Annotated in this window: 11 protein-coding genes; 7 read left to right on the top strand and 4 right to left on the bottom strand. The window is 67.2% G+C overall.

All coding sequences use genetic code 11. The features are described 5' to 3' along the window. The first annotated feature begins 107 nt into the window (after nt 1-107). The 3 genes from N5C88_RS26405 (at nt 108) to N5C88_RS26395 (ending at nt 4,071) form a co-directional block, all read left to right on the top strand. A complete protein-coding gene (locus N5C88_RS26405) occupies nt 108-614 on the top strand; it encodes a sigma-70 family RNA polymerase sigma factor (protein WP_118932102.1) in 507 nt (168 codons plus the stop codon). Further along, nucleotides 611-1,573 carry a FecR family protein gene (locus N5C88_RS26400; protein WP_118932101.1) on the top strand — a complete coding sequence of 321 codons (963 nt, stop codon included), beginning with the start codon at nt 611-613 and terminating at the stop codon, nt 1,571-1,573. Before N5C88_RS26405 ends, N5C88_RS26400 begins: the two co-directional genes overlap by 4 nt. Nucleotides 1,574-1,674: 101 nt before the next feature. Then, entirely contained in the window at nt 1,675-4,071 is a 2,397-nt protein-coding gene (locus tag N5C88_RS26395; RefSeq protein WP_280016542.1) for a TonB-dependent siderophore receptor, read from the top strand. An 82-nt stretch (nt 4,072-4,153) separates the two neighbouring features. Here the strand turns inward: N5C88_RS26395 and purL are convergent, their stop codons facing one another. Next, nucleotides 4,154-8,203, bottom strand: coding sequence for a phosphoribosylformylglycinamidine synthase (gene purL, locus N5C88_RS26390; RefSeq protein WP_059373666.1), 4,050 nt, complete (start codon nt 8,201-8,203; stop codon nt 4,154-4,156). 358 nt (nt 8,204-8,561) lie between these two features. Here purL and N5C88_RS26385 point away from each other — a divergent pair, with 358 nt between their 5' ends. The 3 genes from N5C88_RS26385 (at nt 8,562) to N5C88_RS26375 (ending at nt 11,528) form a co-directional block, all read left to right on the top strand. Next, nucleotides 8,562-9,110: a TRAP transporter small permease gene (locus N5C88_RS26385; protein ID WP_059373394.1), complete on the top strand. Its 549-nt coding sequence runs from the start codon at nt 8,562-8,564 to the stop codon at nt 9,108-9,110. Then, the gene (locus tag N5C88_RS26380) at nt 9,107-10,405 is read left to right on the top strand and encodes a TRAP transporter large permease (RefSeq protein ID WP_059373396.1); all 1,299 of its coding nucleotides are present in this window, start codon (nt 9,107-9,109) and stop codon (nt 10,403-10,405) included. Before N5C88_RS26385 ends, N5C88_RS26380 begins: the two co-directional genes overlap by 4 nt. A 94-nt stretch (nt 10,406-10,499) precedes the next feature. Next, nucleotides 10,500-11,528, top strand: coding sequence for a DctP family TRAP transporter solute-binding subunit (locus N5C88_RS26375; protein WP_059373398.1), 1,029 nt, complete (start codon nt 10,500-10,502; stop codon nt 11,526-11,528). A gap of 118 nt (nt 11,529-11,646) precedes the next feature. Here N5C88_RS26375 and greB read toward each other — a convergent pair whose 3' ends face one another. The 3 genes from greB to N5C88_RS26360 all read right to left on the bottom strand — a co-directional run bounded on the left by greB (nt 11,647) and on the right by N5C88_RS26360 (nt 14,116). Beyond that, nucleotides 11,647-12,198, bottom strand: coding sequence for a transcription elongation factor GreB (greB, locus tag N5C88_RS26370; RefSeq protein WP_059373400.1), 552 nt, complete (start codon nt 12,196-12,198; stop codon nt 11,647-11,649). 71 nt (nt 12,199-12,269) lie between these two features. Further along, the gene (locus N5C88_RS26365; protein ID WP_059373401.1) at nt 12,270-13,115 is read right to left on the bottom strand and encodes a 3',5'-nucleoside bisphosphate phosphatase; all 846 of its coding nucleotides are present in this window, start codon (nt 13,113-13,115) and stop codon (nt 12,270-12,272) included. 65 nt (nt 13,116-13,180) lie between these two features. Then, nucleotides 13,181-14,116, bottom strand: a complete 936-nt coding sequence (locus tag N5C88_RS26360; protein WP_059373403.1) for an alpha/beta hydrolase — start codon at nt 14,114-14,116, stop codon at nt 13,181-13,183. Nucleotides 14,117-14,397: 281 nt separating this feature from the next. Between N5C88_RS26360 and cfa the strand changes: the two genes are divergently transcribed. Beyond that, a complete protein-coding gene (gene cfa / locus N5C88_RS26355; protein WP_118932097.1) occupies nt 14,398-15,582 on the top strand; it encodes a cyclopropane fatty acyl phospholipid synthase in 1,185 nt (394 codons plus the stop codon). The last annotated feature ends 155 nt before the right edge of the window (nt 15,583-15,737 follow it).

Genomic DNA, 15,737 nt, shown 5'->3' with positions numbered 1-15,737 from the left:
TAAACATCTCATTTGATTGCATGACGCATTTCCTGCGGCGTCGCCCTTGTCCAACACAATTAACAACGATTATCATTTGCAATCTTTGGACCTGACGGAAACCCATCGTGACGGCGGCCACCCAGCCCACGGCGCAACATGCCTTGAACCTGCTCTACCGCGACCATCATGGATGGCTGGCGGGCTGGCTGCGGCGGCGGCTGGGTTGCGCCCATGACGCGGCCGACCTATCGCACGACACGTACGAGCGGCTGCTGAACTCGGGCCGCCTGCCCGAAGCCGGCCAGGCGCGCGCCTTCCTCACCCAGATCGCCAAGGGTCTGGTGGTGGACCTGTACCGCCGCCGCGCCCTGGAAAGCGCCTATCTGGACGCCTTGGCCAGCCTGCCCGAAGCGCACATGCCTTCGGCCGAGGCGCGCGCGCTGGCGCTGGAAACGCTGATGGCGGTGGACGCCGCGCTGGACGCCCTGCCCGCCCGCGCCCGCCAGGTCTTCATCCTGTCCCGCTTCGAGGGCCGGACCTATTCCGACATCGCGCAAAGCCTGGGCGTGTCGGTGGCGCTGGTGCGCAAGCACATGCTGCGCGCCGCCCAAGCCTGCCTGGCCGCGCTGTGAGCGCCCGGCACGGGGACATCCCCGAACCGATACTGGCGCAAGGACTGGAATGGCTGGTCATCCTGTGGTCCGGCGAAGCCAGCGCCGACGAACGCGCGGCCTGGCAACGCTGGCGCGCGGCCCATCCGGACCATGAACGCGCCTGGCAGCAGGTGCAGCGGATCGACACGCGGCTGATGGACGTTTCGCCCGAGGCCTCTGCCCAGGCGCTGGCCCGCTCCGGCCGGCAGGCGGGACGCCGCAAAGCCCTGCGCCTGATGGGCTGGGCGGTGCTGGGCGCCGGCGCCGCGGGCCTGGCGGCCCAACGCCTGCCTTGGCAGCCCTACGCCGCGGACTATCGCAGCGCGGCAGGCGAACGGCGCGAAATCATGCTGGCCGACGGCACCCGGCTCATACTCAACGGCGCTAGCGCCGTGGACATGGAATACACCGCCGAGGCGCGCCGGCTGGTCCTGCGGCGCGGCGAGATCTACGTGCAAACCGGCCACGGCCCGGCTGCCGCGGGCCGCCCCTTCTTCGTCGCCACCGCCTATGGCGATGTGCAGGCGCTGGGCACCCGGTTCACCGTGGAGCAGCAGCGCGACCGGATACGGGTCGGCGTCTACGAAGGCGCGGTGGAGATCCAGCCCTCGCGGGGCCACCCCCTGCGCCTGGACGCGGGCCAGTCCGCCGCGTTCACGCCGCTGGCGGCCGAGCCGATGCCGGACGCCCTGCAGCAGGCGCCGGCCTGGCTGCGCGGCCAACTGGTGGCCGAACGGCTGCGCCTGGCGGACTTCCTGGACCAGGTCGGGCGCTACCGGCGCGGCGTGATCCGCTGCGACCCGCGCGTGGCCGACCTGATCGTGTCGGGCGTGTACGCCCTGGACGACACGGACCGGATCCTGGCCTCGCTTGCAAGAGCCCTGCCGCTGCGCGTGTCGCGCTACACGGCTTATTGGGTGGTGGTGGAACCCAGATAGCCCTCTACAGAAAAATCCGCGAAAACCGTAGCACTTTTTATTTCTCGTTCGGGATACCTGCATATCCGCAGCATTCACGTCCGCAACGAGGAACCCACTCCATGCAAGCCCGCTCCACTCCCAAGCCCGCCCGCAGCACGCTGGCGCTGGCGCTGACCGCCCTGGCGCTGGCCGCGCCCCCCGCCGCCATGGCTGCGGGACCAGGCTCCCCCTCGCCCCAGGAGCGGGCCGCCAGGAGCTACGACATTCCCGCCGGCCCATTGGACCAGGTGCTGAACGCCTACTCCCAGCAGGCGGGCGTGACCATCGCCATCGACGGCGCCCTGACCGCGGGCCGCCGCAGCCCCGGCCTGCGCGGCGCCTATGGCCTGAACGCGGGCTATGCCGCGATCCTCGCCGGCAGCGGCCTGGCCGCGCGGCAGGAAGGCGGCGGCTACGTGCTGCGTCCGCTGCCGCCCGGCGCGGCAGGCATTTCCACGCTGGAGTCTGTCACCGTGCGGGCCTCGAGCGTGGCGCCCGACAGCTACGTGGCCGAGGAAACCCGGGCCGGCACCAAGACCGACACGCCCATCCTGGAAGTCCCGCAGTCGATCTCGGTGGTGACGCGGGCGCAGATGGAAGCGCAGAACGCGCAAAGCGTGACCGAAGTGCTGCGCTACGTGCCCGGCGTGACGGTGGAAACGTATGGCGTGGATCCCAAGGGCTTCGATTGGGTCATGCTGCGCGGCTTCAACGCCCAGGCCACCAGCGACTACAAGGACGGCCTGCGCCAGGCCACGTCCGGCTACACCCTGTTCCGCAGCGAACCCTACGCGCTGGATCGTATCGAAGTGCTGCGCGGCCCTTCTTCCGTGCTGTACGGCCAGGGCGACGCGGGCGGGGTCATCAACCGCGTGAGCAAGCTGCCCTCGGCCACGCCGCACTACGAGGCCGAGCTGGAGTACGGCAGCTTCCAGCGCAAGCAGGCCGCGGTCGATCTGACCGGCCCCGCGACCGAAGACGGCACGCTGATGTACCGCATCATCGGCGTGGCGCGCGACGCCAACACGCAATTCACCTACCCCAACGGCGACCGCATTTCCGACGACCGCCTCTTTCTGGCGCCTTCGCTGACCTGGGCCCCTTCCGCCGCGACCCGCTTCACGCTGCTAACGGAGTACCTGCGCGACCGTTCCGGCGGCACCATCGGCACGGTTACGGTGAACGGCAAGCCCACCAATCTGCGCAACGGCGATCCCAATTTCAATCGCTACGACCAGGACCAGAAGAGCATCGGGTATCTGTTCGAGCATCGTTTCAACGACACGCTGCAGGTGCGGCAGAACCTGCGCTACGGGCGGGTCGATTCGATCCTGGACAACATGTTCCTGGCCGGCCTGACGCCCACCGGCATCGCCCGCACTGCCCGCCGCTACGACGAAAGCATGACCGCGCTGGCGTTGGACAACCAAGCCCAGTTCGACCTGCGCACCGGCCCGCTGGCCCATACGCTGCTGCTGGGCCTGGACTTCAACCGCAGCAGCGCGGACGTGTCGCGCACCATGGGGCCCGCCCCCAGCCTGAACCCCTTTGATCCAGTCTATGGCGTGGACGTGCCCACGCCGACCATACCGCTGGCCAACTACCTGGAGCGCACGCACCAGACCGGCCTGTATCTGCAGGACCAGGTTCGCTTCGACGAACGCTGGGTGCTGACCCTGGGCGGCCGCTACGACTGGTACAGCCAGAAGACCGAAAACCGGATCCTGAACAACGACTCCGATCAAAGCGGCAGCCGCTTCAGCGGCCGCGCCGGCCTGAACTACGTCATGCCCAACGGCGTCGCGCCCTACGTCAGCTTCGCCCAGTCCTTCCTGCCCAATACCGGAACCTCGGCGCCGGCCAATGGCAGTTCTCCGTTCGCGCCCTCGCGCGGACGCCAATGGGAAGGCGGCGTCAAGTTCCAGCCGCCCGGGTCGAATGCGCTCTACACGCTGGCGGTCTTCGACATCAAGAAGAGCAACGTACTGACCAATGACCTGCAAAACCCCGGATTCCAGGTCGCTTCGGGCGAGGTGCAGTCGCGCGGCGTGGAACTGGAAGGCAAGTTCAGCCTGGGCGACGGCTGGGACTTCACCGGTTCCTATACCTATGTGCGCGCCCGCATCACGCGCGCCAACAACGGCACGGAAGGCAACCGCCCTGCCCTGGTGCCCGAGCACAGCGCGTCGGGCTGGCTGAACTACACGGTGCGCAACAGCGCGCTGGCCGGACTGAGCCTGGGCGCAGGCCTGCGCTACGTGGGCTCGACCTACGGCGACAACGCCAACACGCTGGAGATCGCCGGGCGCACGCTGGTGGACGCGGGCGTGTCCTATGCGGTGGACAAGCACCTGACGCTGTCGGTCAACGCCACCAATCTGTTCGACAAGGAATACCTGGCGACCTGCTCCGACCTGAGCGATTGCTATCCGGGCAGCCGCCGCAGCGTCATCGGCCGGGTGAAGTACCAGTTCTGAGCGCCACAATGAAAACGCCCCGCCAAGTAGCGGGGCGTTTCGCGCAAGCGCCGGGAAGCAAGCCCCGGCGCCAGCGTTTGGCTTACTTCAGCCAGACGCGCGCGTTGCGGAAGATGCGCATCCAGGGGCTGAACGCGCCGCCGGCATCCGCCTTGCCCCACTTCTCGGGCGCCCAGGACATCATGACGTTGCGCGTCACGCGTTCCGGGTGCGGCATCATGACCGTGAAGCGGCCGTCGGCGGTGGTGACCGAGGTCAGGCCGCCCGGGCTGCCGTTCGGGTTGAACGGATAGGCTTCCGTGGCCTGGCCGCGGTTGTCGATGTAGCGCGCGGCGGCCAGCAGGCGGCTGGCGTCGCCCTGCTGCGAGAAGTCCGCATAGCCTTCGCCGTGCGCCACGGCCACCGGAATGCGCGCGCCTTCCATGCCGGCGAAGAAGATCGACGGCGACTTGGCCACTTCGATCATCGCCAGGCGGGCTTCGTATTTTTCCGACAGGTTGCGCGTGAAGCGCGGCCAGAATTCTGCGCCCGGAATCATCGGCGCCAGCGCGGCCATCATCTGGCAGCCGTTGCACACGCCCAGCGCGAAGGTATCGGGACGCGCGAAGTAGGCGGCGAACTGATCCGACAGCTTGCTGTTGAAGCGGATGGTGCGCGCCCAGCCTTCGCCGGCGCCCAGCACGTCGCCGTAGCTGAAGCCGCCCACGGCCACCAGGCCTTGCACCTGCGCAAGATCCACACGGCCGGACAACAGGTCGGTCATGTGCACGTCGATGGCTTCAAAGCCGGCGGTGTCGAAGGCCCAGCCCATTTCCACCTGGCTGTTGCAGCCCTGCTCGCGCAGGATCGCGACGCGCGGACGCTTGCCGGTGTTGATGAAGGGCGCGGCCACGTCTTCCTGGGGGTCGAAGTCCACGTTGGGGCTCATGCCCGGATCCGTGACGTCGTTCCAGACGTCGAGCTCGGCCTGGGCGCAGGCCGGGTTATCGCGGCGCGACATGATGCGGTAGGACACTTCGCTCCAGGCGCGGCCGAGTTCGGCGCGCGGCTGGCCCCAGACCTTCTTGCCGTCGCGGTAGAACTCGACTTCGTCGGCGCCATTCAGGCCGCCGATGACGTGCGAATGCGCCGACAGGCCCGCGCCGCGCAGCACCTGCATGACGGCGTCGCGCTGGGCGGCCGGCACCTGGATGACGGCGCCGGCTTCTTCGGAGAACAGCGCCTTGAGCGTCAGTTCCTCGCGCTGCACCGCCACCTGCTCGGGACGGATCTTGTAATCGCCCCAATCCGCCGATTGCGGATCGAAGGTCAGCATGTCCAGGTTGACCGAGATGCCGGTGCGGCCGGCGAAGGCCATTTCGGTCAGGGTCGCGAACAGGCCGCCGTCGGAACGGTCGTGGTAGGCCAGGATGGTGCCGGCTTCGGCCAGGGTGCGGATCGTGACGAAGAACGCGCGCAGGTCTTGCGGCGCGTCGATGTCCGGCACGGTTTCGCCGACCTGGTTGTAGGCCTGCGCCAGGATCGAGCCGCCCATGCGGTGGCGGCCGCGGCCCAGGTCGATCAAGATCAGCACGCTGTCGCCGGCGTCGGTGCGCAGCTGCGGGGTCAGGCTGGCGCGCACGTCGGCCACGGGCGCGAAGGCCGTGACGATCAGCGACACCGGCGCCACCACCTGGCGCTGTTCGCCGTCCTGTTCCCAGGACGTTTTCATGGACAGGGAATCCTTGCCCACCGGGATCGACAGGCCGGTGGCCTGGCACAGTTCGCTGACGGCGGACACGGTGTCGTACAGCGCGGCGTCCTGGCCGGCCACGCCGCAGGCGGCCATCCAGTTGGCCGACAGCTTGATGTCTTCCAGGCGCGCCACGTCGGCCGCGGCCAGGTTGGTCAGGGCCTCGGCCACGGCCATGCGGCCGGAGGCCGGCGCGTCCAGCATGGCGATCGGGGTGCGTTCGCCCATGGACATGGCTTCGCCGCGGAAGCCTTCGTAGTCGGCCAGGGTCACGGCGCAGTCAGCCACCGGCACCTGCCACGGACCGACCATCTGGTCGCGGCTGGACAGCCCGCCCACGGTGCGGTCGCCGATGGTGATGAGGAAGGACTTGTTGGCCACCGTGGGGTGGCGCAGCACGCGGTAGGCGGCTTCGGTCAGGTCGATGCCGGCGAGGTCCAGCGGCGCGGACACGCCGGGCAGGCGCGTGACGTCGCGGGTCATGCGCGGCGGCTTGCCCAGGATGACGTCGATCGGCACATCCACCGGACGCACTTCGGCTTCGCCCTGCGGACGGATGGTGTCAAGGCCCGGCAGGCCCTCGCCGTCCACCACGCGCAGCTGGCGCTCTTCGGTGGCCACGCCCACCACCGCGTAGGGGCAGCGTTCGCGGCGGGCGATGGCGTCAAAGCGTTCCAGGTCCTTGGGCAGGATCGACAGGACGTAGCGTTCCTGGGATTCGTTGCTCCAGATTTCGGCGGGCGACAGGCCCGATTCTTCCAGCGGCACGCGCTTGAGGTCGAAGATGGCGCCGCGGCCGGCGTCGTTCACCAGTTCCGGGAACGCATTGGACAGGCCGCCCGCGCCCACGTCGTGGATCGCGATGATGGGGTTGTTCTCTGCCTGCTGCCAGCAGCGGTCGATGACCTCCTGGGCGCGGCGCTCGATTTCAGGGTTGCCGCGCTGGACGGAATCGAAGTCCAGTTCGGCCGAGTTGCTGCCCATGCTGATGCTGGAGGCGGCGCCGCCGCCCATGCCGATGCGGAAGCCCGGGCCGCCCAGCTGGATCAGCAGCGCGCCCGGAGGAATCACGTCCTTGTGCGTCAGGCCGGCATCGATGCTGCCCAGGCCGCCCGCGATCATGATGGGCTTGTGGTAGCCCCAGCGCGTGCCGCCGGCGGTCTGTTCGAACGAACGGAAATAGCCCAGCAGGTTGGGACGGCCGAATTCGTTATTGAACGCCGCGCCGCCAATGGGGCCGTCGATCATGATGGACAATGGCGAGGCGATGCGCTCCGGCAGGCCGTGATGGTCGGCTTCCCAGGGCTGCAAGGCATCGTCAAAGCGCAGGTGCGACACGGTGAAGCCGGTCAGGCCGGCCTTGGGCTTGGAGCCGCGGCCGGTCGCGCCTTCGTCGCGGATCTCGCCGCCGTTGCCGGTCGAGGCGCCGGGGAACGGCGCGATCGCGGTCGGGTGGTTGTGGGTTTCCACCTTCATCAGCGTGTGCACGGTGGTGTTGCGGCGGATGTACTTGGCGCCTTCGACGCCCTCGCCCGTCACGCCCGGCACGCCGGCCTGGAAACGCTGCGCGGGGCCGCCTTCCATGATGGCGGCGTTGTCCGAATAGGCGACCACGGTGCCCTCGGGCTGCGCCTTGTGGGTGGCGCGGATCATGCCGAACAGCGTGTTGGGCTGTTCCTGGCCGTCGATCACCCACTGGGCGTTGAAGATCTTGTGGCGGCAGTGTTCGCTGTTCGCCTGGGCGAACATCATCAGTTCCACGTCGGTGGGATCGCGGCCCAGGTCGCTGAAGGACTTGGCCAGGTACTCGATTTCATCGTCCGACAGCGCCAGGCCCAGCGAGACGTTGGCCTCGGCCAGGGCTTCGGCGCCGCGCGCCTGCACATCGACCGTGCGCATGGGCTTGCCGGCCAGCGGCTGGAACAGCGCCTGGCCGTCGAAGCTGGCGTCCACCACGGTTTCGGTCATGCGGTCGTGCAGGCAGTCGGCCGCGCGCGCCAGCATGGCGTCGTCGAACGACTTGGTACCCAGCAGGCCGCGCTCGGGGGTGATCACGTAGCGCACGCCGCGCTCGATGCGGTGCACGGACGCCAGGCCACAGTTGTGGGCGATGTCGGTGGCCTTGCTGGCCCAGGGCGAAATCGTGCCCAGGCGCGGGATCACCAGCAGGGACAGGCTCTTGGCCGGCGCGTCGCCGGTGGCGGGGGTGCCGTAGTCCAGCAATTGGGTCAGGTGTTGCTGCTGTTCGGCCGTCAGGGCCGCGTCGGTGCTGACGAAGTGCTCGTAGCGGGCGGATATGTCGGCCACCGGCAGGCCGGCTTCCTTCAATTGCGCCAGGAGGCGATCGCGACGGAAGGAGGACAGGACGGAGGAACCAGGCAGATGCTGAACTAGGGACACGATGCGGGCGCCGTATAAAGAGAAGGAGAGCAAAACGTGATTTTACCCGTTTAGGGGGTTTTCCCGGAGAGCTTGTTCCACCGACCTCCGATGGCCCGATTTCGACCACTGTTACAAAAGAATTCCAGGCATCCCGCGGTTTGATGGTGCAGAGCAATATCGACGACAAATTCCCGCCATTGCGAACCTTTCCCAACACCAGCCGCGCCGCAAGCCCAGCGCTTATGCGGCGGCGCAACATGTTGCGCTTATCCCGCACCGCGGGAAAACACGAACTTCCGGCCCCACGGCGCAACGGTAGGATGCAGCGACCCCCATTAATGCATGGCGCCTACCCGCGCGCTGGCCGCTGCCTCACATGTCCCGCCCCGAAGCCCCCGCCGAGCCTGTCGAACCGATCATTCCCACCGAATCAGATCCCGCAGTCAAAGTGCCGCTGGCCATCGAGGACTGGCTGGCCGTGATCCTGCTGGCGACCCTGGCCATCATTACCTTCCTGAATGTGCTGGTGCGCTACTTCACCGACCAGTCCTTTGCCTGGACGGAAGAGATCTCGGTGTTCCTGCTGATCGTGCTGACCATGGCCGGCGGCAGCGTGGCTTTCGTGCGCAACCACCACATCCGCATCGAGATCCTGGCGGACTCGGGTTCGCCGCGCCGCCAGCGCATCATGGCGCTGATCTCCAACAGCTGCGTGCTGGCCTTCTTCCTGCTGTTGACCGTGCTGTCGGTGAAGCTGGTTTCCGACGAGTACATCTACGAAGAGACCTCGCCCGCCATCGGCGTGCCGACCTGGTGGTATTCGATCTGGCTGCCCGTGATGGCCGCGGCGATCTCGCTGCGCACCATCGGCACGCTGCGCCGCATCGCCAAGAGCGGGCGCGCCGCCGGGCAGGATCAGCAATGATCGCCGCCATCCTCTTCACCGTCTTCATCGTCCTGATGCTGATCGGCGTGCCGGTCGGCGTGGCCCTGGGCCTGGGCGGAACCGTGGCCATCGTGCTGTCCAACCTGGACACGCCCTGGTATGGCCTGCTGACCGTGCCGCAGAACTTCTACGCCGGCCTGGCCAAGTATCCGCTGCTGGCCATCCCCATGTTCGTGCTGGTGGGCTCGATCTTCGACCGTTCCGGCGTGGCCAAGCGGCTGGTGGATTTCGCCATCGCCATCGTCGGCCGCGGCCCGGGCATGCTGCCGCTGGTATCGATCGCCGTGGCCATGTTCCTGGGCGGCATCTCCGGCTCCGGCCCGGCCTGCGCCGCCGCGGTGGGCGCGGTGATGATCACCGCCATGTCGCGCGCCGGTTATCCGGGCTCGTTCTCCGCTGCCGTGGTCGCGGCCGGCGCCGCCACGGACATCCTGATCCCGCCCTCGGTGGCCTTCATCATCTACTCGGTGCTGGTGCCTGGCGCATCGGTGCCGGCGCTGTTCGCCGCCGGCATGATCCCCGGCATCCTGGCCGGCTTCGCGCTCATCATTCCGGCGGTCTGGCTGTCGCGCAAGTACAAGATGGGCGCGCTGGAAGCCCACCTGCCCCGCCCGCCTTTCTGGGCCAGCCTGCGCGAAGCCTCATGGGGCCTGGCCGCGCCGGTGCTGATCCTGGGCGGCATGCGCATGGGCTGGTTCACGCCTACCGAAGCGGCCGTGGTCGCGGTGTTCTACGGCCTGTTCGTGGGCATGTTCATCCACCGCACCATCAAGCTGCGCGACCTGTACACCATCCTGCGCGAAGCCGCCGAGCTGTCCGCCGTCATCATGCTGGTGGTCACGCTGGCCGGCATCTTCGCCTGGGCGCTTTCCACCCTGAGCGTGATCGATCCCATCACCCACGCCATCGTCAACTCCGGATTGGGCGAATGGGGTGTGCTGGCGCTGCTGATCCTGCTGCTGATGACGGTAGGCATGTTCCTGGACGGCATCTCCATCTTCCTTATCTTCGTGCCGCTGCTCATGCCCATCGCCAACGCCTATGGCTGGGATCCGGTGTGGTTCGGCGTGATCCTGACCTTGAAGGTCGCCCTGGGCCAGTTCACCCCGCCGCTGGCCGTGAACCTGATGGTGTCGTGCCGCATCGCGCGCGTGCCGATGGAGTCGACGGTGCGCTGGGTGGTGTGGCTGCTGGGCGCGATGTTCCTGGTGCTGGTCGCGGTGCTGGTGTTCCCGCAGCTGGCGCTGTGGCTGCCCAAGAAGCTGGGTTATTGAAAGGGCCAAACAGGACGCCCCCAAGGGGCGACCCCAAGGCCGGCGGTACCGGTATTCACTACAACAACAGACACGCAAAGAGAGGAGACGCAACATGAAATTCCGCAACCTGATCGGAGCGGCCCTGTGCGCGGCGGCCGTCGTCGGCATGGCGCCTGCGCATGCGCAGAACTACAAGCCCGAATACAAGCTCTCCATCGTGGTCGGCACCACCTTCCCGTGGGGCCAGGGCGCTGAAATCTGGTCGAACCTGGTGCGCGAGCGCACGCAGGGCCGCATCAACATCAAGGTCTATCCCGGCACCTCGCTGGTCCAGGGCGACCAGACGCGCGAATTCACCGCCATCCGCCAGGGCGTGATCGACATGGCCGTGGGCTCCACCATCAACTGGTCGCCGCAGGTCAAGCAGCTGAACCTGTTCTCCCTGCCCTTCCTGATGCCCGACTACGCCGCCATCGATGCGCTGGTGCAGGGCGACGTGGGCAAGGAAATGTTCAAGCTCATCGAGAAGGCCGGCGTGGTGCCGCTGGCCTGGGGCGAGAACGGCTACCGCCAGCTGAGCAATTCCAAGCACGAGATCAAGAAGCCCGAGGACATGAAGGGCCTGAAGCTGCGCGTGGTGGGCTCGCCGCTGTACATCGACACCTTCACCGCGCTGGGCGCCAACCCCACGCAGATGAGCTGGGCCGATGCCCAGCCGGCGCTGGCCAGCGGCGCGGTGGACGGCCAGGAAAATCCCCTGTCGATCTACACCGGCTCCAAGCTCTACACCGTGGGCCAGAAATACCTGACGCTGTGGAACTACGTGGCCGATCCGCTGATCTTCGTGGTCAACCGCGAGGTCTGGAATTCCTGGTCCGAAAAGGACCGCGACATCGTGCGCCAGGCCGCGCTGGACGCCGGCAAGCAGCAGATCGTGATCGCGCGCAAGGGCGTGACGCCTGAAGACCCGTCGCTGCTGAAGGAGATCGCGGGCCACGGCGTGACCGTGACCTCGCTGTCGCAGGCGGACCACGAGGCCTTCGTCAAGGTGACCAAGCCCGTCTATGACAAGTGGAAGAAGCAGATCGGCGAAGACCTGGTGAACCTGGCTGAAAAGTCGATCGCCAATCGCAAGAAGTAGGCCGCAAAGAACAAGCAGCAAGCCCCAGGGGAACGGCGGCGCAAGCCGCCAACCGAGGCAGGGACGTCAGATCCCGCCCACCAACGGGCGCCGGCCACAAGCTGGCGCCCGTTTTCTTTTATGCGGGATAGCTGACTTCCAGGATGTCCAGCTCTTCGATCCCGCCGGGCGTGCGCAGCACCACGGTGTCGCCTTCCTTGGCCTTGATCAGCGCGCGCGCCACCGGCGAAATCCAGCTGATCTTGCCCGCCAGCGGCTCGGCCTCGTCGACGCCGACAATGGTCACGTTGTGTTCCTCGCCGGCCTTGTCGGAATACAGCACCGTGGCGCCGAAGAAGACCTGGTCGCGGTTGGGCTGCGCGGCCGGATCGACCACTTCGGCGATATCCAGCCGCTTGGTCAAGAAGCGCATGCGGCGGTCGATTTCGCGCAGGCGCTTCTTGCCGTACAGATAGTCGCCGTTCTCGGAACGGTCGCCGTTGGACGCGGCCCACGACACCACCTGCACCACCGAAGGACGCTCCACGTTCATCAGGTGCGTGAGTTCGCCGCGCAGGCGCTCATAGCCGCCGGGCGTCATGTAGTTCTTGGTGCCGGCAGGCAGGGCCTGGGCTTGCGGCAGATCGTCGTCGTCCTCGTTGTCCGACTCTTTGACAAAGGCTTTGTTCATGGCGGTTGCGCCGTCTCGGCGCGGTCACAGTCGATAGCTTGAAGGGCAAGGCGGCCCGGCCGCCGCCCGCGTCAGAACCAGTCGTGCCAGACCGGTTTAAGGTCGGGCGGCAAGGCCGGCAAGCGGCCCAGGTCCACCCGGCTTTCCTTCGGACTATGGAAGTCCGAACCGCGCGACGCCAGGAATCCATAGCGGCGCGCCACATCCGCATAATAGCGGGCCTCTTCCGGGGTATGGCTGCCGGTGTTGACCTCGATGCCCAGGCCGCCCAGCTGCAGGAATTCGTCGAACAGCGCGGCAAACTGCAGCGGCGTGTACTTGTAGCGGCCGGGATGCGCGATGACGGCGATGCCGCCCGCGCCGCGGATCCAGCCCACGGCTTCCGCCAGCGTGGCCCACTGCATGGGCACGTGGCCCGGGCGGTCATCGCCCAAATGCTTGGTGAACACGGTCTGCACGTCGGGGCAATAACCGGCTTCGACCAGATAGCGCGCAAAGTGCGTGCGGCTGATGAGTTCGGGGTTGCCTGCGAACGGCAGCGCGCCTTCATAGGCGCCGGGCATGCCCATTTCCGCCAGGCGTTCGCCGATGCGCTTGGCGCGTTCGGCGCGGCCGGAGCGGGTCTTGCGCAGGCCTTCGATCAGGGCAGCGTTCTCGGGGTCGAAGCGCAGGCCCACGATATGCACGGTCACGCCCGCCCAGGTCACGGAGATCTCGACGCCGGTGGCGAAGTCCATGTCCAGCTCGCGCGCCGCGCGCGCCGCTTCGGCCACACCGCCGATTTCGTCGTGGTCGGTCAAGGCCCATACGTCCACGCCGTTGGCATGCGCGCGCTGCGCCACGTCGCGCGGCGCGAGCGAGCCGTCCGAGACGGTGGAATGGCAATGCAGATCGATGTTCAGTGTGCGCGCGTTCATCCAGCTATTGTAGAGAAGGCCCGGCAGCGTGGATAGCGCCGAGCCGTCCCCTGTTTACGGCGCGGTCAGGACAGCAGAAAGGACGCGACCGGATCCACCTGCTCGTCCGAGATCAAGGTGGGCGCATGGCCCACGCCGGCCACTTCATGGGCCTGTGCGCGCGGATTGCGCTTGAGCATTTCCTCGACGGTGGCGCGCGTCAGCAAGTCGGATTCCGCGCCGCGCACGATCAGCACGGGGCACGGCAGGGAATCATACGAACGCCACAGGATCTGTTCGCCGGCCGCCAGTTCCTCGGGGGTCTGCGCGGCCAGGGCCTGCGACAGCGCCAGGTCGTAATGCTTGACCCACTTATCGCCCTGCCGGGGATACAGATAGCGCGCCAAGTCCGCCCACTGCGCGTCGGTATGCGGGCCGAACGTGGTGGAGTTGGCGCGCATGGTGGCCACGGCCTCTTCGAAGCTCGCGAACTCGCCGGGTTCGCCCACGTACTGGCCGATGCGCGCCAGGGCGCCCGTCTCCAGGCGCGGCCCGACGTCATTGAGCACCAGCTTGTCGAGATGGAAGCCTTGCTCGGGCGGCAGCATGCCCGCGTGCGGACGCATGGCCAGCATGGCGCGCGCGAACACGGCCGCGCCCGACAGCGCCAGGCCGATCAGGCCGCCCATCGACGTCCCCACCCAGGCCAGCCGCGCCGGCTTCAGGCGGGCAAGCAGGGTCACCATGTCCGAGACGTACTGCGGCACCGTGTAAAACGCGGGATTGGCCAGCCAGTCGGAGCGGCCGCGTCCCACCACGTCCGGGCAGACCACGCGATAACGCCCCGCCAGCCTCCGCGCCAGCGTATCGAAGTCCCGCCCGCTGCGGGTCAGGCCGTGCACGCAGACCAGCACCTGGTCGTTGGCCGGGTCGCCCCATTCCCAGTAGGCCATGCGGTGCAGGCCCGCCGGGCTGGCGCATGTGACGAAATCCAAACGGGGTTCCAGGCTGGCGTCCACCATCGATACACTCCACAAGTCGTTGCGCGCCATGGCGAAGGCGCGCCAGGCCGGTATCTTATAGGACGGCGGGCTGCGCCGCCGCAACACCCCGGCCGTGGGGTTCTGGACTATCGGCCCGGTCGTCGCTACGATCCTGGCATCCGGATCGCCGCCGCCGCGGAATTGCCATTGCCTATCGAGGCGATCCAATCATTAAATTGGAGTTGCGGACCTGTTAGGATCAGAGTCGGAAGTTTCAAGCATTGCCAGATCAGTCATCCCAAAATTGATATGGAGTCCGTATGCAGCAGAGCAGTCCTTCCTCGCCGCTGGCCGCCACCGGCCATCAATCCGCCAGTTCCCCTCCCCCCGAACCTCCCAAAGTGCTCCAGGACATCCTGGCCCGGGCCGACGTCCGCATCAACGGCAACCGCCCCTGGGACATCCAGGTTCATGACAAGCATATGTACGACCGCGTCTTCGCCAGCTGGTCGCTGGGCCTGGGCGAATCCTACATGGACGGCGAATGGGACTGCGACCAGCTCGACGAACTGTTCACCCGCCTGCTGCGCGCGGACATGGGGTCGGCGGCGCTGGGCCTGGCGCGCGTCAAGCTGATCGCCGAACACCTGCGCCACAAGCTGTTCAACCTGCAGTCCAAGCACCGCGCGTTCGAGGTCGGCGAACAGCACTACGATGCGGGCAACGATGTGTTCGAGGCCATGCTGGACAGCCGCATGATCTATTCCTGCGCCTACTGGGAAAACGCCCAGACGCTGGAAGAGGCGCAGCTGGCCAAGCTGGAGATGATCTGCCGCAAGCTGCAGCTGCGCGAAGGCGAAACGCTGCTGGATATCGGCTGCGGCTGGGGCGGGCTGGCGCGCTTCGCCGCCGAACGCTACGGCGTCAAGGTCACGGGCGTGACCGTGTCCAAGGAGCAGTTGGCGCTGGCGCAGGAACGGGTCAAGGGCCTGCCGGTGCAACTGCTGCTGCAGGACTACCGCGACCTGCAGGGCAGCTTCGACAAGGTGGTGTCGGTGGGCATGTTCGAGCACGTCGGCCCCAAGAACTACGACACCTACTTCAGCAACGTGCAGCGCCTGATGGCGCCGGACGGCGTGTTCCTGCTGCACACCATCGGCATCGCCGCCACCAGCCAGAGCACCGACCCCTGGATCGACCGCTACGTGTTTCCCAACGGCAAGCTGCCATCGGCCCGGGAGATCGCCACCGCCGTGGAAAGCCGCTTCATCATTGAAGACTGGCATAACTTCGGCGCGGATTACGACCGCACCCTGATGGCCTGGTGGGACAACTTCGAGCGCGCCTGGCCCGGCCTGGAATCGCGTTATGGCAACCGCTTCTACCGCATGTGGAAGTACTACCTGATGTGCTGCGCGGGCTTCTTCCGCTCGCGCGAGGGCCAGCTCTGGCAAGTGATGCTGACCCACCCGCAACGCCAGGAGATGTACCGCTCGCTGCGCTGAAGGCAGTGACGCCATCGCCAGCAAGCCGCCCCAAGAGGGCGGCTTTCTTTTCTGCGGCGCCCGGCGTCGTTTCAGCGCGCCGCGGCATCCTCGCGGATCATGTCGGCAGCCCGCTCCGCGATCATGATGGTCGGCGAATTGGTGTTGCCCGACGT

The organism is Achromobacter sp. GD03932, from assembly GCF_029839485.1.
Lineage (GTDB): Bacteria > Pseudomonadota > Gammaproteobacteria > Burkholderiales > Burkholderiaceae_B > Achromobacter > Achromobacter bronchisepticus_A.
The sequence above is the reverse complement of the archived record's forward strand: the minus strand, read 5'-3'. Positions and strand labels throughout refer to the sequence as shown.